Below are 19,984 nucleotides of genomic sequence, written 5' to 3'. Positions count from 1 at the left end.
ATGAAAAAGTGCAACATGCTATTGATCGCCTTGCTGATCTTCGCGCTGGCTGCTGCGGCGCAGCAAGCCCCGCAAAAGATCAATTACCAGACTGTAGTCCGCAACGCCGGCGGCGCTCCCGTGATCAACCAGAACGTTTCGCTCCGGTTCAGCATCCTTGAAGGATCGGCAGGCGGCGCCACCCTGTACACGGAAACCCATGCGACAACGACCAATGCTTTCGGCCTGGCAACTGTCCAGCTCGGGGCCGGAACACCGGTAACCGGCACTTTTGCCGCCATTACCTGGAACTCGGCCGCTAAGTTTCTTAAGATAGAAGCGGACATTACCGGCGGCAATAACTATACCGATCTCTCCACGGTAGAAATGGTATCGACGCCTTACGCCTTGTACGCCGGCTCAGCAGGCGGAGCACCCCCAACCGGCGCGGCAGGTGGTAATCTTACCGGTACTTATCCTAATCCCACCATTGCCAATAATGCAGTGACCAATGCCAAGATAAGCTCGGGAACGGCCCCTAACGGACAAGTGCTGACAGCAGACGGCAACGGTAATACCGCCTGGCAGGCTCCCACTGCCGGCGGCGGTAATACCGTAGGATTTTCGGCGTATCTGTCCTTTTACCCTCAGATGAGCACCAGTTATCAGTTGAATGGCTATAGCGTCAATAGTCCCTACTACAGCGACGGCAATTTCAATATCGCTACGGGTGTCTATACCGTCCCTTCAGCCGGCACTTACGCTATTTCAGCAGTAGTTAATTATACATTGACAGGACCTGTTACCAACAATATAGGTGCTGGTCAGTTCCCATCATTTGAAGTCAGGACGGTATCCCCGCCAAACATAATGGCTCTGGGCTACATACCCGTCTTCAATATTAACTATTCGCTGACCATTGGTACCCTGCCCATCAGGGCTCCCCTGGAAGGAGCCACTGTCAATGTAACCGGAACAGTAGTTTTAGCCGCCGGCGACCAGCTAGCACTTTACTATAATAACGATGGCATGACCCTTCCCGTCCAGATTTTTTACAGTTCATTTGCCATCAGGAAATTGTAGCGATGTTTTGCCTGTTCTGGCCAGGGCGCCGCCCGGCAACCGTTTACAACAGCAATTTTCCCCGTTAGCCCACTTTAAAATATTCATTTTATGAAAGCAACACTACGCAAACCGGCAGCAGTTTTCATTTCGCTTATCGCCTGCGGTTTCATAGCGCAGGCACAATCGGCGCTTCCTTATGTGCTGGCGAGTACTGGCGGCGGCGGAACGATGCCGGGCGGCGCTACACTTAATTTTACCCTGGGAGAACCTTTTGTTGCCACTATAGGCGCCAATCCCAGGTTTACGCAAGGTTTTCAGCAGCCAAGCACCTCAGGCACACCGCTACCGGTACACCTACTCGATTTCAGCGGTATTGCAAGAAACGAATACAACTTCCTCATCTGGCACACTGCCCAGGAAAAAAACAGCGACTATTTCGATGTGGAAAGAAGCCAGGATGGTATTGCCTTTCGGAGCATAGGCCGCGTATACAGCAGCGCGGTCAATGGCAGCAGCAACGAAAAGAGGGCTTATACTTTCCCGGATAAAACCATGCCTGCCGGCACTAATTATTACCGCCTGAAACAGGTGGATAGAGATGGCCAATCCAGTTATTCTTTTATCATCAGCCTGGATCACACAAACACGCAGCAGTCCGGCTTTACGTTGTCGCCTAATCCTACCAAAGGGAAGGTATATTTTTCAGTAGCTTCTATCACAGACCAGTCTTTTCTTCAGATCAATGATATCAGCGGCAAGGAAATAAAGTTCCTTAAATTGACAGCCATTACTACCGAAATTGACCTGGACGGCTTAGCCGGCGGCACTTATTTTATCCGGTACATCGACGGGCAAAACAGTGCGTGGGCAAAGGTGATAAAAGAGTAACGCCCACCGAAGATGATACCTGAAACAGCAAAGAAAACCTGCGAAGAGGAATGCAGCCGTTATTTTCCCAATAACCCGAAAGCCATTTTAAGCATAAGGGCTTCTTCTCCGCCGATCGTGATACCTTGCTTTAAAGGAGCAGGAAACAAAACGCGTTGGTCCCGGAGTATGTTGAATGGACAGCTATAAAATGGTACTTCGACAAGCACAGCAACTATATTGGGGCCAATCTGGCCTATGGCCTCGATATCGGGATAGTCAATTTCCATCTCAGGCGAGAACAGCCTGCTACATTACAGGCACTGGTCTAAAAAAGAAACAGCAGCAGGTGTTTGCCCGCTGCTGCTCTATACTTCACGCCGATCCTGAGAATTCAGTCTTCAGCGCTTTTAAACGGCATCCACACGTTGGCCCTAGTTCACTTTCACTACCTTCTGCGAAACAACTGTGCCATTGTTCCCGGTGATGTGAATATGATATAAGCCGCCGCTCAGGCCATCCAGGTCAATCGTAACAGAGGCTTGTACCGGCTTTATTTCCTTTATTATCCGGCCGGTGGCATCGTACATGCTTATCGACTCACCACCGCTCAGCCCGTCTATGGTTACGTAGTCGCTGGCGGGGTTGGGATGTATGCTGATATGGCCATTGCTAAAGGAAACCTGCCGCACTACGCTGTACACATATTGCCCGTCGAGGTCGGTCTGTTTCAGGCGGTAGTAGTTCATACTGCTCAGTGGTGCCTTATCGGTATAGCTATAATCCAGCTTCCGGCTACTGTTACCATTGGGCGCCGCACTGTTGACGAAGCCAATGCTATTCCAGGCTTTGCTATCGGCGCTGCGTTCTACGGAGAAGCCTTTGCTATTTGTCTCGCTGGCGGTAGCCCAGTTGAGCAATGCTGCGGCGCCTTGCTTCCTGGCTGTAAAGCTGACGAATGTTACCGGGAGCACTACTCCTACGGCTTCGGTAGAAGACACATACACAAAGCTGGCAAACGGCGAAGCATTGAGGAATTCCACATAAGGAACACCATCTTCTGTACCCGAGCCGCTGGGTGTAAGGGCTATAGCCTTACCAGGGTTAAATACGCCGTCAGTCTGTATATCCGTCTTTATCGTATCGGCATTATAGCTATCGTACCGGAACCAGCCTTGTGTCTGCGCACCAGGCACCGCTGCTGCTGCCATCTCGCTGCTGCTGTAGTACACCCTTATCCGCGCTCCTGCATAGGTTCCGTTGCTGCCATCGGCAATGGTGGTGATACGGTCCATTAGTTTGGTCACGCTTGTGCCGTTGCTGTATCCGGCGCCTTCGGGCGTTACGGTAACGGTGAGATTGCTTACCTGCGCCGTATTCAAACCTGAAGTAGCCAGCACCTTACGGCTGTTATCCCCGGTCTTATGAAAATAGGTCCAGGCGCCCGAGGTGCAGCTGCCAAACTCATCTGTCGCTTCTGTAATACCAGGGAGATATACGATACCTGGCGTAAAGCTGCTCAATCTGGCAAAGGTAAAATAGCTGGCCCCGGCCGGGAAATTGTGTAGGGCATCATAGTTGGTCCCGTTTACCGTAAGGGCCGCTGCCGTTACATTGCTGGTAAAAGCCGAATCGTCGGCAAACAGGATCACGTATTGCGCGCAGGACTCATCGGGCAGCGTAGTAGTACCTACCGATGCTGCAGGGAACCGGATCTTAAGCGCCGGCGCCACATTGGTGTTCTGCACCTTCCAGGTCCGCTTCATCCTGCGGCTGTCGCTGCTGCCATTGTACGCGAATACCGTATAAGTAGCCGCTGTATTGGTCATGGCCTGCGTATTGCCATTGTCGCCCCAGATAAGGAACTGTCCATCGGCAATAGAATCGGGGTTGTTCAGGTTGGCCGTATAGATATCTCCCAGCCCCATGATAACCTGGTTATTAGGGTTATTGGTTACCTGGCTCCTGCTTTGCTTCTGGAACAATGCCGAAAGATCATCCCTTCCTACGCCTGCTACGTTATGGTAGTAGGGCTTGCTGGCGTTCTTATCCCATATCACCGCTGAAGCTGAGCTCAGGTAGCTTTCGGCGGTATCCAGGGTAATACCATATTTGATCGCCAGGTAAGCATCTACCCTATTCCGGTCGGCAGGCGATAGGTTATTGGAACCGTAGATAATGGTTTCTCCCAAATGACCTTTAAAGCTATAGTTATCCGATCCGTTGCCGGAGAATACCGTAGAGCCAAAAGTAAAGCCGCCATTGATCATGCCATAAGGTCCCGAAACACCCGAAGCACCTTTACGCGCGCCGTTCAAGCCTTTTGAAACGGCATTATTGGTGAAGTTATGATACATAATACCGGGACTATTGGACGGGAAGTCGACATTGCCGGGGTTGGCCAGATAAGCGAGCCCCGATGTGCTGTTGTACCGCTCCAGACGACCGTCGAAATTGATCCCTACGCCATCCCAGTAATGGATATTGCCGGTAGCCAGCGATCTGTTGGCCAGTACACTGAAGACACGTGGATTTGCGCCACCTGCAGTAATACCTTCCTTGGTCAGGGTAAAGATATCATAGGCAGTATCGGCTACAGCCTGCGCCACCAGATTACCCAGGGATTGATTTCCGTCGGTGAAGTTGATTCCCGGATTAAAGTTGAAGTAAGTGGCAGCGCCCACATGATATAAAGGATAGGGGTTGGCGCCTACCTGGCTAGCCACAGTTCCCATAGCATAGTCTGTCCATGAGGTCACACTGGTGCTATCTCCTGTATTTACGGCATCTTTATCGGCCCTGTACCAATAGGACAAGCCTGCAAAAACGCCTCCCGGTGCATGCGCGATATGACCGGCGAAGGTGAAGTACTGTCCGTTGGACAAGGTCACATCTGCATAGTTATAGGTCACACCGTTGATGGTTTGGGTATTGGCCTGCATACCGGTCACCACGTCAGAAGCATCGAATGTGGTATCGGCGCTTTGGATCAACGACAGGTTGTTCAAATCTGTTGCCGGCCAGGCAACACGTACGGTACCTATGCTGCCGGTATTCTGCACTTTCCATATCGACTTGAACCGTACGTTCACATTGGCCATTCCGGGCATATAAACAGAGGGAGACTTGGCCCGACCGTTATCGCCCCATACAAGGTATTGCGCATCTGTCAATTGAACAGCGTTGCTGTCATTGGTATTGCTCAAACCTGTCGTGCCGATCAATACCTGCTTTCCCGTCCGGACAGAATTGCTCTGGCGCTGATCCAATCCGCCGTTAGCAGCCTCACGGCCGATCCCGGCAATATTATAGCGGTAAGTAGTATCTGAGCTCAGGTTGTAAATAGTAGCGCCCGATGCTGCCACATAATTATGGCCCAGCGTGGTGCCATATTTCAGCGCAAGATAAGTTTCTACCTTTTGGATATCGCTGTAACCGAGGGAGTCTTTATACCATATCACTTCCTGGATATCTCCGGGAAATGCACCCCAATCGGATGCAGAGTAACCGATTTTCAGATAAGGGCCGACAACACTGCCCACCTTATTGATCTGTGAGGTAGTGTACACACCATTCAATCCCATTAAAAGCGTATCTGTGCCCCCGGCGGTTGCGCCGCCTGTGGTCGGACGCCACATATAAACGGCAGACATATCAACCGGAGCAGCAGCACCCGAAACGGCAGCACCATAGCTGAACCGGTAAAACCGTTGCTGCGCGCCATATACGCCAAAACCAGGTTCGGAAGCATTAGCTTTTTCGTTATCTATCCCCGTAATCAATCCCGACCCACCGGTAGTTAACGTGTCGCGGGCAACACCGAAGATCGTTAACGGCATATAGGAAAAGCTATTGGTATTAAAATTACCAAAGACAGGATTGACTTCAAGGTCTGTATTGGTTGCAGCGGGATCGAGATAATTATAGTAGCTGGTTGCCGAATAACGGGTAGTCCAGCTGTGGAAGTTATGCGCCTGATCGCCGTTCTTTACCGTTGCTCCGTTTTCGCTGGTCAAATCCAGGCTGTTGATGGAAGCATCTTTCCATTGGGAAGAATCCGCATTATCAGGACGGTACCAGACTGCGGGCAGCGCAGCAATGCCACCGGGAGACTGTGCCTGGATAGCAAAAGTAAAATATTGACCATTGGTAAAGGTCACATCGGCATAATTGTAGGCTACACCATTAATGGTCTGGGTATGAGTGCTCATATCCGTAGCCACATCGCCTCCGTCAAAAGTGGTATCAGCGCTCTGGATGAGTGTTATGTTGTCCCAATTCTTCGGCCAGGCGACACGCACCGTTCCAACCGTACCGGTGTTTTGTACCTTCCAGATCGCCTTGAAGCGGTAGTTGGCACCGGAAACGCCCGCAATGGCAACTGCCGGGGACCTTTCCAGGCCGTTATCGCCCCATACCAAAAATTGCTTATCTGTTGAAAATGCGGTCGTGTTCAACGCATTGGTATTGGCCAGACCAGTAGTACCGATAAGCACCTGCTTCCCGGCATTTTCGCTTATCGACTGCTTCTGATTCAACCCCGAATTATAATCGTAAGCAATACCGGCGATATTTTTGGCATAGCTGCTGTTATTGCCGGCATGCCATACCGTATCTCCAGCGCTGTTCAGGTAGCTGGCTACACCCGTACCATTTCCTGTCAGCAAGGTAATCCCGTATTTAATGCTGAAGTAAGAGTTTACGCGTTGTCTTTCCTCAGCAGTCAAATACCTGTCGTAGCTTATGATCTCGGAAATATTACCGCCCGATGGATTGTTATTGCCGCCATCGGCATTGATATAAAGATGATTGCCGATACCCAGGCTGGCATTGGAATTACCAGTCGCTATGGTTGTCGCGCCATTCATGCTCAGCGTAGTCGTGTCCGGATTACTGGTCCACTGGCGCCGGTAATAGGCATTGATAGTAGGTATATTGTTATAGCGCCTCAGGGAATTGGGCAAAACAGGGGCCGACTGGTAGCTGCCATCCCACCAGAAATAAAGCTGCGTAGCGCTTTGACTCGCAAACCAGGGGTATTCGTTGCTGCTTTGGAAATTGATATTATTCCCAAACGATAGCATTACTCTTTGTTGGGTAATATCCGGCTGGCTTTGCAGTACAAAGGTGGATAAGGCCCTCTGTGCATAATCGGGGAATACATTGGCCAGCAACAACCCTCCATTTGCGTTCGTAGTACTGTCAACGAGGGAGGGATTAAAATTGTGGATGTTGCTTTTGAGATAGGGATAGTCGTAAGTAGTACCCGGAGACTGGCTTAGCTGACCGGCTATGCCGCCCGAATAACCATAGTTTTGCCATCCACTCACTCTTCCGTTGGCTACAGAAGTATCTGTCCCGGCATCGGCCTTCAGCCATACGGCCGGCAAGGCAACCCCACCCGGCGTTTGCACAAATGCAGCGAAGGTGAAATACTGTCCGTCAGCAAGCGTTACATCTGCATAGCTATAAGTCACACCGTTAATCGTTTGGGTATTGGCCGTCATATCAGTAACGGTATTCCCCGCAGTGAAGGTAGGATCACTACTCTGTACCAGCTTAAAGCTTGTCCATACCGAAGGCCAGGCGACACGCACAACGCCTACAGACGCCGTATTCTGTACTTTCCATACAGCAGGAAAACGATAGTTGGCTCCCGGGATATTGGTTACAGAAAGGGAAGGTATCTTTGCCAGACCATTATCTCCCCACATAAGCGACTGCCCGTTGGTAAGGCTTCCTGTATTCGCGTCATTCGTATTGGCAAGTCCGCCAATGCCGATCAACACTTCTTTACCGGTATTAATACTATTGGATTGCTTCTGATGCAATGTGGACGCATCGTCCCTCATGATACCCGCAATACTGGAAGTATAGCCGCTATTGGTGCTGAGGCTATATAACGTACCGCTATTGTTTACATAATCATGAGTGAGTGTGGCGCCGTATTTGATTGCCAGATACGTTTCTACTTTGTTGATGTCGGCTGCAGCCAGGGTGGCCTTATACCATACTACTTCCTGGATATCGCCCGGGAAGGCGCCGAAGGTGAAGCCATCGTTACCGATATTTAAATGAGGCCCCGCTACACTGCTTCTGGCAGTAACGCCGGAGGTTACCGAGTGGGCACCATTCAACCCGAAGGTCAGATCGCCCGTTCCTGCACTGGCAGACGGTGGCTGGTACAGGTAAACGGAGGTTTGCCCCAGCGGGATGTTTTGTGTTGTCGAAATGGCATCGTAGCCATTGCCAAAGCGGTAGAATCGCGGATTGAGCACACCGCCGCCTGCCCTCACGCCAAACCCTGGCTCAGCAGCATACGAAGCATCATTGTCCAGGCCGGTAATAGCCCCGCTGGCAGTTGAAGTCGCTCTTGCCGCACCAAAGACAGTCAACGGTGTGTAACGATAGCCTCCGGCTGTATCGCCGTAGGCGCCGAACACCGCGTTTGTGTTGCTTGTGTACAGGTAATACTTAGCCGATGAGTAACCGGTTGTCCAGGAGTTAAAATTGTGCGCTGCATCGCCCGCATTTACGGTAACCGTGTTGGTCCCGTTTGTCGACAAATCGATGCTGTTGGCAGAGGCGTCTGTCCATGCGGTTGTTGTAGCGCCATCCGGCTTATACCATACGGAAGGCCGTGTGGTGATACCTCCCGGACTCGAGGGCACGATTTGCGCATGAGAAAGAGGGCCTGTCAACAGGGCCGGAGATAAGAACAGTAATGCCAGCGGGACTCGGAATCGCCGGCTTCCTGCAGCTTGCCCCATAAAAGGTAATGGGTACAGTTTGCTCATAATGTTTGGTTTTACAATCGGGTTAAATGAGGACTATATTGGAAAGCGGAGCACTTTGTCGGCCAAATTAGCGCCCCGGGCACACTTAATAAAAAAGTATAGTACTTCTTGAAGTTTTCGATTGAAGTAGTTGTGTAATGATGCTTATCAACCGAAACACAATCGACCGGTATGCTCTGTACAATAATCAGAGCATGCGGCTTTCGGACAATCCTGTGTAAAAAAAGCAGCCCCGTTTCCGCGACTGCTTACACGAACCAACCAATAAATCCTTTTACTTCGCTTTCATGATCTTTTTTGAAACCGTATTTCCGTTCACATCGATAATCGAAACCTGGTATAAGCCTTCGTTTAAAGCATCCAGCTGAACCATTGTGGATGAAGAAGCCGGTCTCATTTCTTTTACCATACGTCCGGTAGCGTCATACAGCTTGATGGTTTCGCCGCCGGCCAGGCCATCGATAATGACGTAGTCCTTAGCAGGATTGGGATGTATGTTGATGCTACCAGCGTTTTCGAAAGACACTTGTTTTATTGTGCTGTATTCGTATGTACCATCTCTGTCTGTTTGTTTCAGGCGATAATAATTAGCGCCGCCAAGAGGAACTTTATCGGTATAACTATAGGCCAGCTTTTCCTGGCTATTGCCACCTGGGCCTTTGCTGCCGATAAAACCGATGCTGCTCCATGTCAGACCATCTGCGCTGCGTTCGATGGCAAAGCCTTTATTATTCGCTTCGGATGCTGTAACCCATTCAAGAAGCGCCGTGGCACCCTTCCTGCTTGCCGTGAAGGAGGACAGGCGCACCGGGAATATGGCGCAGGTCACGTTGAAGGAAACCGTATCGCTGCTCTTACATTCTCCCGATGGTGTGGTGATCGTCCATACAAAGCGGTATTGTCCTACTACCGTAAGATGATTGGCTGTCGTGGAGGGATTGGCAGGCGCAACAATAATCGGGCTGGCCCCTACCGGCGCCGAAGCCACCGTCCACAGGCCGGTACCGGCGCCGGTGGCATTACCCAAAAGCGATACGGTATTGGCGCATACACCCGTTTGATCGCTGCCGGCATTGGAATTAATGACCTGGTTCAAATGTATCGTAAAATTATATTGCAGCGGTCCCGGAATACCCGAACAGGCATATTCCTGCTCCAGGAAGGGACCTGCGCCATTACCGGAAAAGGGTATGATGCGGATCACATAGTCTCCCGGTTTGTCCAGGTTGGATACAGTGGTAGTTGCCTGTGTGATGCGCCGCAGGTTGCTGGCCGGGAATACAGGCGTTGAAGAACCGGCCGGTTTGGATATGACCTGGAAATTATAATATCCGCTAAATTCCTGGAAATAGCTGGAATTGACCACGCCCTGGTAAATAGCGGGAAGCCTGATCGTGGCGCTCACACTGCCTGTTCCCGGATAACAAGCCGTAGTATCGGGCACAAAAAGTGGCGGGCGGTTATTGTCCGAAACATGAATATAGTAGTCCTGGGAAATAAAGCACGGCGCTGTCCCCGACTGGATATTAAATGCATATGTACCCACTTTCCATCCGCTCGCGCCGGGGTTAACGCTCACTGTACGATTCGCCGTACCGGCACCGGTTTGCGTAATGATAGGTGTGCTCGCGCCGGGCGGCAATACGCCCTCGCTGGTGATACTAGTCACGGTAGTAGCAGGATTATCGGCAGGATTAATGCTAAAATAAAACAATTCCGGCGTCGCGGTTCCGGCAATGCCGCAATGCACTTCCCCACCCGAACTTCCGGCCGCATAAAGCGCGAGCTGCTCCGGCGCACCATGCCCGGCGGGCTGGAAATTGAGGGAATGGCCGTTGATACCGGTCACCGTAAAGCTCATCGGCGGTGAAGTTACCGTACCGCAACAATTGCTTACCGTAATGGTGAAGGTATAGGTACCTATAATGCCGGCGCCCGTTACGTAAATCCTGCGTTCGGCAATCCGGCTAAAGGTGATATTGCCGCCGGCAGGCTGGCTGCTTACATTTAAGGTGATCGTCGTGCCATTAACAGCAGCGCCTGCCGAGCCGGAAGTAGCGCTATTGAAGGCCGGCCCGGAATCAAAATCAAAATACTGGGAAGAGACATCATCGATACAGGTTATCGTATTACTGACGTTCAGGGCCGGATTGGGGCAAAACCTTACCACCGCGGTATCCTTATAGGAACAGATACCATCGTTGGACACAATAGTAAGAATAGCGTAATACGCGGGATCAACATCGTGATTTGCCTTATTGATCAGTGAAAAAACAGGATTAGCTATCGTATTGTTGCTGAAAGAGGAATTGGTCGTAACTACAGTACCGAAATTCTGGGCATTGAAAATATTGACAGCCGACCAGGTTCCCGTAAAGCCTGCGGGAATAACGCCATTGAGCGTAGTTGTTCCAACGGTGGCACAAATGCCTGTCTTATCCGGCCCGGCAGTAAAGGAAGCTGGCCTGGGGTGGGCGGTGATCGTGACCTGCGATTGCGCCACACCTGTACTACAGGGCTGCATCAGCTGGAACACATAATCCCCGTCTGCGGTCATCCCTGTTACATTAGTGGTAAGGGAGCCCGGCGATACGATGACGGGTGTCACAGGTCCCGATACAAAAGACCAGCTGGGACCACCGCCCACGCCAACCGTACCCGATACACCGCCGGTTAAGGTGGTTGTGGAACCGCATACGATCGCATTGCCGCCCGCATTGGCAGTACAATCCTGGGCCAGGGCTATGCCGGCGCCAGACAGCATACCGGCAGCCGTGAGCAGTACTGCCCTAAAAGTAGATGTTACATTCATGGTTATGTAGTGATTTTGTTGATGAGAATAGGTGTGCTTGTACCATCTTAACCCGGACCAGTCAACGAGATGGTGGTTCTGTACGTTATAGATAACCGCCTTCCAAGTGCTTACAAAAATAGAACCACGTTACATGCCTCTTCCAAACTGTTGCAGATCCCGATCTTCCTGATTGAAGAAGTTCAATAGAAACTCAACGTTACCTGATATGCAATAGCCGGTGCCTGCAAGAGCTTCTTATCACCGGTAGCGGATACGCCCGGAGCGTCCAGACCCTGCGCTTATGCCTCGGCTACAGCAAGCACACTCAGAATCGCCTCATATATCCGTTCAATAGGAGCATTTTTCCTGATGCACACATCGATTTCTCCGGGCCGGGATAGCGATCTGAGATGATCGGCCCGTACACCCTCCACCAACATCATTACCTTAATATCCGGCTGCAATGCACGGAGATCACGGATCATGCTCAGGTTGGGTCTTTCATCCACCGTTCCGTCTGAGATCATTAACCCTATTTTTTTATTTTTAATAATGCGCAGGCAATCCTGCCGGCTATTGGCATGCAGTAAAATAGCATTGGGAAAGAGATCGCGGATAACCGAAGTGATTCCGAGGAGCATAATTTCCATTTTGCATGTGATCAAAAAAGTCAGCATCGTTCTGTTTTCTTGGGATAAGTTAGGAGCGTTATGACCGGCTCCGTGCCGGGTGCCATATGCTTTACCGGTATACTATTATTTCTTTACGATCACTAAAGTAATACTGTCATCAGCCTGGTCAAAAAAGTGCCGTAATACCCGAAGGCAACAATTAAACAATCACAACTAGAGCCATTATTGCTTATCCGAAATACATACTGGCTTACTGCTATCAAAACATCTCCTGTTACTTGCATTGCCCACCGGACCAGCGCTTAATCGTTAATCAATGACGATACATTATGCTCCCCGGCTATAACATGCACTGCTTTCATAGAAGATATTCAATACAGCGATACAATAAGTACTACACATAGGCAAGCCAATTAAAGTTGTTGGTACATTTGTGCGATAACCTATATTTTGTATCCCATGGATATAGGTAATACTATAATTAAACAGCTAACAATCACAAGACCAAAATGAAGCGCCGGCTCAGTTGCTTATTCATACTCTTTTTCGGATTTTCTTATCATGCAGCATACAGCAGGAATGCAAAAGACTCAGCAGCGGGGATATTATACAGCCTATCTGAAGCATATCAAAAAGGGAAGCTATCGGAAAAGGTTTATCTCGATACAGTTTATACCAGCATGCGTACATTTTTGTCGGAGAATATCCTTTTCACACATAAAGAGCTGCTCAAAATGCTGGATCTATACCGACGGGTGGCATGGAAAGATAAAAAAAACGAAGCGCACAAGCGTGTTTACTATGGTATCATGAGCAACCAGGCCCAGATGGCAGACAGGGATGGGGAAATGCTCTATTATGCAGAAAAAATTGAAAAGTTAGAAAGGGAAACAAAGAACCGGCAATCGCTTACTGCACTATCCATTATTGTCCTCTATTATGAAGGTCAGGGCGCCGATGGAAAAATAAAAGCCCTTTATGAAAGAGAAAAAGCTTACCTGAAAAGCATTCCTGCAAATATCGACAAAGAAAAGTTGGATGAAAACGACCTTGTGCAGGCCGCTATGGTATTGGAGCAGTCGACAAGAGCACTATATGAATTAAATGATACGCTTTCGGGCAAGGAGGCTGAAGGCATTCTCGAAAAAATAGCTGCGATAACCAAAGCCAAATACAAAGATCAGCTTGACGTAACGACGAGAATTACCGTTTCACAGATCCTTTCCTTCTATCGCCGAGCCGTTGCATTAAATAATCCCGGCTTGATGCTGGAGGCATTCCGGAGCCTGGATGCGTTGCTGGCCGGCAAGAACACACCTGGATACATGAAACCTTATCTTCAGGTGACTCTAGCAGATATAAAAACGGCTTACTATATCCATTATACCAATATCGACAGCGCTTCTTTTTACCTGGATAGGTACGCAACCATGATAAATGGAAACCAGAACCTTTATCATGCGTTTGTATTGAAGAAATACAAAGCACGGCTGCTCTACACAGAAGGAAAATATAAAGAGAGCGGCAACACCTATGAAACAGCGATGAACATCCTGGATAGCTCCCGTTCCATACTGGTAAAAGATATTGACGACATGATGTACGCCCGTGCCGAAACGGAGGAACAACAATTATTGCTGGCAGAGGCGGCAGCCCGCAACAGGCAAGCAGAAAAACGGCTCTTTATAGCAGGCGCCGTCATCGCATTATTACTTATAACCGGAGCTTTTATGATACAATATACCCGCAGGAGACAGAAGAACAAGCTTATGACCTTCAAGCTTAATATGGCGCGCAATATACATGATGAAACCAATCCCGCATTATTGTACGCCAAAGCATTGATAAAAGCCTCCCGGTCAGACGGGGACAGAGATGCGGCTAATGCCGAGCTGGAAAGCCATATAAGCCATACCATGGCGCTTATCCGCAGCTTATCACACGACCTTAAATCGGATAAGCAGTATGTACTGCACGACCTGGTAAGCACGACGGAGCAGACGCTGGAGAAACTAAGCAAGGGCGGCGACTTTACGGCCAACGTTCAAACGAGCATCGACAAAAAACGGTTTATCAGCCACTACCAGTTCTCAAATTTAGTATCGATATTAAATGAGTGCATTACCAATACCATTAAGCACGCTTCATTCGAAAAGATAAACATAACCTTTGCGAATAGCGGCAATAAATTAACGGTAACTTATTACGACAACGGCAAAGGCTGGGAAACACAGCGGACAGGCACTGGTATAGGTATCCGAAATATGGAAGAACGTATCCGGCAAATAAACGGAGATTGGCAGCTGGACAATAATTACCCCAACGGGTACCGGATAAACATATCCTGTTTGCTGAGATAAGCCGGCCTGTTGGCGCTCAAGCATTATAGCCCACAATGTTCAAAATAAATAATCATGCTATGAACGAAAAGAAAAACACTTATAACTCTGTACTGATAATAGACGACCATAAAATGGTAGCGAACGGCATAAAGCTGCTCATCGGGCCTATGTTCGACAATTTTCATATGGCCCATGATGGCGCCAGCGGCATGAGCAAAGCGCTCCAACATTTCCCACAATTGGTGATCGTCGATTTTTTGTTGCCCGACATTACGGGCGATTTGCTGGTGCGCGAGTTGAAATGTAAAATACCTTCTGCCAAAATGCTGGCCTATTCCTTTTCTTATTCTCCCGACGCAATTATAAAAATGCTGCAGGCAGGCATTAATGGCTATGTGATCAAGAAGGATGAGGATGACGAGTTTATACGCGCGATACACTTGCTCATGGAAGGCCGGGATTACTTTTGCAAGGAAGCCCGCATACATATCGTCAACCGGTTCTCTGGTTCGCCAGACGACTATGTGAACAACCACCTGATCGCCAATACAAAGTTTTCGGGCAAAGAATTGGAACTGGTACGGCTGCTATGCAAACAGAGAACGACCAAGGAGATCAGCAAGCATTTACATCTCTCCGAACGGACGGTAGAGCAATACAGGAGCAATATTACCCGCCGTATCGGGGCCAAGAATCTTGCAGGGGTGATCAAATTTGCTTTGCAACACGGCGTCATTCAGCTGGAAGAACTGTAACAGGCGCCCGGGCACCAACAATAGGCTACGCCATTTCAAGGTTATCGATCGTTACATAAAAAGCGCCCGGGTAAACATACCCGGGCGCTGTGCTTAAGCTATACTTCACTGCAATGATCGCTCCTGGTTCAAGGAAGGGATCGGTTAAGACTAAGGCTGATAGAACAACTTGAAGGTCCGCATTTCGCCACCATTGCTTACCCGCAGCAGGTATTGACCCTGGGCAAGTCCGTTAAAGGAAATACGATGTATGCCTGCATAGCCCGCCTTATCGCTGTTGGGCAGTTGCACCAATTGGCCCAGGCTGGTGAATACTTCAATTTTAGCGCCTTCATAGCCAACCGGAAGGTCTACAAGCACTATTCCGTTGGTAACCGTAGGATACACTGAAACCGTCTTGCCACCACAATCCGATGTTACGGGTATCACTGTACTGTATTGATACCTGCCATCGACATCGATCAATCTCAGGCGATAGAATGCGCCGCTGCCTATATTTTTGTCGACATAAGCATACTCCCCAGTGCCGCTTGCATAAGCCACACGGGCAAGATCGGAAAAGTTGCGGCCGTCGCCGCTGCGTTCAACAACAAACTGGCTGAAATTGACAGCGTTGGTAACCTTCCAATCCAGGTAGGCCTGGCAGTTCTGTACATGCGCGGCAAAGCCCGCAAGTGTTACCGGCAATGGTGTTCTCAGACTGACATGTATTGTATCGCTGATCGTACAGCCATCTACAAAATTCACGGTTACGCTGTAGCTGCCGGTATCGGTGATCACAAGAGAGTCTGCCGTGCTGCTGTTGTTCCAGGTATACTGCGACGAGGGTACGCCGAAGAAGCCTTCTGTGCCCAGTGTATAGGGGAAAGCCGTAGCCAGCAGTGCTGTATCGGGTCCCAAACCGTAGATAGGGGCCGCACCATTGTAAGGCGCAATATTCCAGTTAAGGTTGTTGCCCTGGTCGGTTGTATGCTGCTGCGCGGTAAAGGGCTGTGCTGCTCCGGCGGCCGTAATACGACGCAACCTTACATAATCAAACACCACGCTTCCACTGGTCTTGGTCACCGTAGCATTGGCCGATGCACTGCTACTCACGATATCGGTAAGCCTGCAGGGTGTACCGCTGCCAAACCATTCACCGGTGATGGTCGTGTTGGTACCATTGGTCAGCGTGTACGTATTACCCGGGAAGAAGATCAGGGTATCGATCGTATTGCCGGTACCGTAAATACCACCACTGCCTTTATAATCCAGGATACCTATGGTATTGTTGGTACCATTGATGCCTATCTTCGAAGCGGTATTCGTGTTGGTAAAAGTAAGCTGTCCTATTGTCGTACCACTAAACACTGCATTCGAATTCAGTACACCGCTTGCATTTACCTTATTGTACGTCATACCCGCTGCCTGGAATGTTTCTGTATTGATGGTTGAGGTATCGGCGATCAGCGTATGCGCTGTAGCCGTTCCGTCATATCGCCATAAGGTATCCAGGGTGACAGCAGCGCCAGCGAGGTTAACACTCATCGTATTGGCTAGCCCTTCGTTGCTAATGCCGGATAAAGACATCGTACGGCCGGCTAAATTCAACGTGCCGTCGTTGACATAAATATCTGTTAGTATATTGGTGTAGTTATTCAGGAACCGGAGGCTGCCACCGGCTTTTGACATACGGATATCGAAATTACCCAATGCGCTGCCACTGATGACCGCATTGTTATTTCCTTTAAAGGTCAACGGTGATACGGTAAACGTAGCTGCAGCATTAAGCACGGTTGTATCGCCCCACACCTCTATATTCCAGGCTGCGGCCTTATTCCAGACAGGAGCGTTTGTAGCTGCCGACCAGTCTAGGTTACGGCAGTAAGCATTACCATTATTCACGGTGACTGTTTTGCTGCTTGCTGTAAAACCACTGTTCGCATCAAAATATACATTGTCGTATACCGTAGGGATACAGGCGCCGCCTGTGCCCCCGCTTGCAGTGCTCCAGTGGGTGTTGTCGTTCCAGTCGCCCGCACCGCCGATCCAATAGCGGGGTGTTCCTGCGGCAGAAGAAATATTCCAACCCGAGTTGCCGCCGGCATCGGCGCCGCTTACAGCCACCGCGGGCACGCCGGTAGCGCTCATATTCTGCAGGTAAACATTGGCCATTTGAATGTTCGCTGCAGGATTAAAAGCGAAGCCACCTGTAGTATTGCCCCTCATTTCGAGCAGACCGGTACAGGTAGGCGATTGCGCCAAAAGGTATTTGTTGATCGTACTGGTACCCGTGACCTGGTAATTACGGGAAGCAGCGAAAATCATAGTATCGATAACATTGCCTGGTCCCGCAATAGCGCCGGCGCCTTTAAATTCCAGGCGGCGAACGATATTGTTGCTATCGATATTCACCCCGGCTGTGGCATTGGTTCCGGTAAAGGTGAGGGCGCCAAAGGTCGTATTGATAATGGTGAAAGCCTGGGGATTGCCGGCACCGGTATAAGTGGCATCTATTTTCGGATAGCTCAAGCCATCGACGTTTAAGGCATAAGCAGTATTAATGTAAGAACCGGTGGCGTTAATCGTTTTGTTAGCGCCTACATACGCCCAGGTATTGGATACGGTAATATTGGCATTGGAAATATCGAGCGACCGTACACCGTTAGTATTACCGGTAAAGCGGTTAATGGAGATCGTACGGCCGGGCATATTGAAGCTGCCACTTACCAGGGTAAGAATGCCATTGTTGGGATTGGACCAGTTGTCCAGCAGGGTTACCGCACCGGCGCCCTTTTTACGGGTATGGAGTTGCAGGGAGCCCAGAGTGCTGCCATTAGTAGTAATGGTCGAAGCAGCATTGGTTCCGGCAAATTCAAGCATCGCATTCATCGTCACAGCGGAATTGAGCACTACTGAACCATAGATACTCATAGCTGAAGCGCCCGCTTCATTAAAAGTAGTGGTACCTACACCGGCAAGCCAGTTCATGTTGTAGCAATAGGAATTGCCGCTGGTGGTCACAATGCGGCTGGAGCCCAGCCCGCTGGCCGAATTAAAGATAACGGTATCGGCGATAAAGGGGATACAAGCCCCGCCGGGACCACCGCTGCTATAGCTCCAGTGTGTGTTGTCGTTCCAGTCGCCGGCGCCGCCTACCCAATACAGGTTGGCGCCCGACAGGGAAGAGGGTTCCGTAATGTTGAAACCGGCATTGCCGTCGCCATCTACACCTGAAACAGCTATGGGGGTAATATTACCATGCGCGGCGATATAAGTCAGATTAACGTTGTCGATCGAGGCGGTTGCGGCAGGGGCGAAGTATAAATGCGCTGTATCGGTAGCGATAATCTCGGTAAAGGCCTGGCAGGGGAGGCCTTGCGCCCTCATGTATTTATTGATGTTGATCGTGCCTGCCAGTGTGGTGGTTTTATTAGGTGCCAGCAGCAGGCTGTCTATTGTATTCACACCTGATATCTGCAAATTACTTTGAGCGGTTAATGTGCCAATAGTATTGCCGCCGTTGACGGCGCCTCTCCCAACAAACAAAACGTTCTGAACCGTGTTATTGGAGGCAATGTTGCCTTGCGGCCCATTAAACTGAACGCTTCCAACAATATTATTGCTGTTGTTAAGCGCACCTTGCCCGTAAAAAACGAGGGTGTCTACGGTGTTGTTACCTTCAATATCTGAATAGATTTGTGTAGTCGACGTAAAAGTCAGCGAGCTGAATGTCGTACCGTTGATCACATTGGTATTCGGCCCGCCCGCTGTCGTCACCGTTGCTTTATTATAGGTACCGCCATCGGTTGCCATGCCGCTAACAAGTAAGGTGGAACCTGTCGCATTCAGGGTTTTATTAAGGCCTGCATAGCGATAAGCTGAATTAAATGTTACATTGGCGTTGGTCATTTGCAGCGTACGCATATTGGTATTGTCACTCATAAAATTGTACAGCGTGACTGTTTTTCCTGACAGATCAAACGTACCCGATGTCAACGTTGTCCCGCCCGTGCCAAATGCGGTGGTCGTTGCCGGTACCATCAGATTGTCAGCCAGGGTAAGACTGCTACCGGGCTTGTCGATCTCCATGCCCAGTTCACCCAGCACGTTGCCGTTGGCGGTGAGGGTTGCCGGCGTTGCTCCTTTAAATGCAAAGAATACATTGTAAGTAGTCGCGGGAGAAAGTACCAGGTTGCCGCTTACCTGTACCTTAAATGAGGCGTTGGCGGCATTGAAGCTGGGGCTGTTGGGTACAGCACTCCAGGTCATGTTGTTACAAAAGCCATTGGCATCGAGGCTTACAGTACTGGTTGCCGCCGTTGTGCCAAAGCCACTTTGATTGGTAAAGAACACATTGTCCGCGGCTGCAGGTACAATGCTGGGAATACTACCGGCGCTGCTGCCCAGGCGCCAGTGATTCAGATCGCTCCACGACCCACCGCCGCCCACCCAGTAATAATCTGCGGCGCTGGCGTTCAAAACGGTAAGTGTCAGAAAAAATAAGAGTAGATTTTTTCTCATAAAAGGTGCTTGTTGGTTAAAAGAGGATACAAACTTAACCTATAGGCAAGCGCACTCTTGTAGAAATCGAGCCACACTATTTGCATAAAAATAAAGAGGCATGAATCTAATGCCGAACATTTAATGCTATGACCGCTATCTACTTAAAAAAACGGAATAGATCTACACTAAGAAAAAGGAAAATTCCGGCCTGAGCAGCCATCACCGTGAGGCAAAAAGCACCGGTATTAATAGTACCTTGTTTATACTT

General features: G+C 49.7%; 8 protein-coding genes. 4 read left to right on the top strand and 4 right to left on the bottom strand.

Annotated elements, in window-relative coordinates; translation table 11 throughout:
• Both DZK30_RS06560 and DZK30_RS06555 read left to right on the top strand, forming a co-directional pair.
• A complete protein-coding gene (locus DZK30_RS06560; protein WP_162902903.1) occupies positions 1 to 1,062 on the top strand; it encodes a hypothetical protein in 1,062 nt (353 codons plus the stop codon).
• A 90-nt stretch (positions 1,063 to 1,152) separates the two neighbouring features.
• Positions 1,153 to 1,932, top strand: a complete 780-nt coding sequence (locus tag DZK30_RS06555; protein WP_118973259.1) for a T9SS type A sorting domain-containing protein — start codon at positions 1,153 to 1,155, stop codon at positions 1,930 to 1,932.
• A gap of 413 nt (positions 1,933 to 2,345) precedes the next feature.
• Here the strand turns inward: DZK30_RS06555 and DZK30_RS06545 are convergent, their stop codons facing one another.
• The 3 genes from DZK30_RS06545 to DZK30_RS06535 form a co-directional block, all read right to left on the bottom strand.
• Positions 2,346 to 8,708: a T9SS type A sorting domain-containing protein gene (locus tag DZK30_RS06545; protein ID WP_118973257.1), complete on the bottom strand. Its 6,363-nt coding sequence runs from the start codon at positions 8,706 to 8,708 to the stop codon at positions 2,346 to 2,348.
• Positions 8,709 to 8,982: 274 nt separating this feature from the next.
• On the bottom strand, positions 8,983 to 11,520 hold the full coding sequence (locus tag DZK30_RS06540; protein ID WP_118973256.1) for a T9SS type A sorting domain-containing protein: 2,538 nt from the start codon (positions 11,518 to 11,520) through the stop codon (positions 8,983 to 8,985).
• A 281-nt stretch (positions 11,521 to 11,801) separates the two neighbouring features.
• Positions 11,802 to 12,143, bottom strand: a complete 342-nt coding sequence (locus DZK30_RS06535; RefSeq protein WP_162902902.1) for a response regulator transcription factor — start codon at positions 12,141 to 12,143, stop codon at positions 11,802 to 11,804.
• A gap of 671 nt (positions 12,144 to 12,814) precedes the next feature.
• On the opposite strand from DZK30_RS06535, the gene DZK30_RS06530 reads away from it, so the two are divergent.
• Positions 12,815 to 14,494, top strand: a complete 1,680-nt coding sequence (locus DZK30_RS06530; protein ID WP_162902901.1) for a sensor histidine kinase — start codon at positions 12,815 to 12,817, stop codon at positions 14,492 to 14,494.
• Positions 14,495 to 14,553: 59 nt separating this feature from the next.
• Positions 14,554 to 15,231, top strand: a complete 678-nt coding sequence (locus DZK30_RS06525) for a response regulator (protein ID WP_162902900.1) — start codon at positions 14,554 to 14,556, stop codon at positions 15,229 to 15,231.
• A gap of 150 nt (positions 15,232 to 15,381) precedes the next feature.
• On the opposite strand, the gene DZK30_RS06520 is transcribed toward DZK30_RS06525, so the two are convergent.
• Entirely contained in the window at positions 15,382 to 19,734 is a 4,353-nt protein-coding gene (locus DZK30_RS06520) for a T9SS type A sorting domain-containing protein (protein ID WP_118973252.1), read from the bottom strand.
• Positions 19,735 to 19,984 lie beyond the last annotated feature (250 nt).

This window comes from Taibaiella koreensis, assembly GCF_003545715.1.
GTDB classification, from domain to species: Bacteria; Bacteroidota; Bacteroidia; order Chitinophagales; family Chitinophagaceae; genus Taibaiella; species Taibaiella koreensis.
The sequence above is the reverse complement of the archived record's forward strand: the minus strand, read 5'-3'. Positions and strand labels throughout refer to the sequence as shown.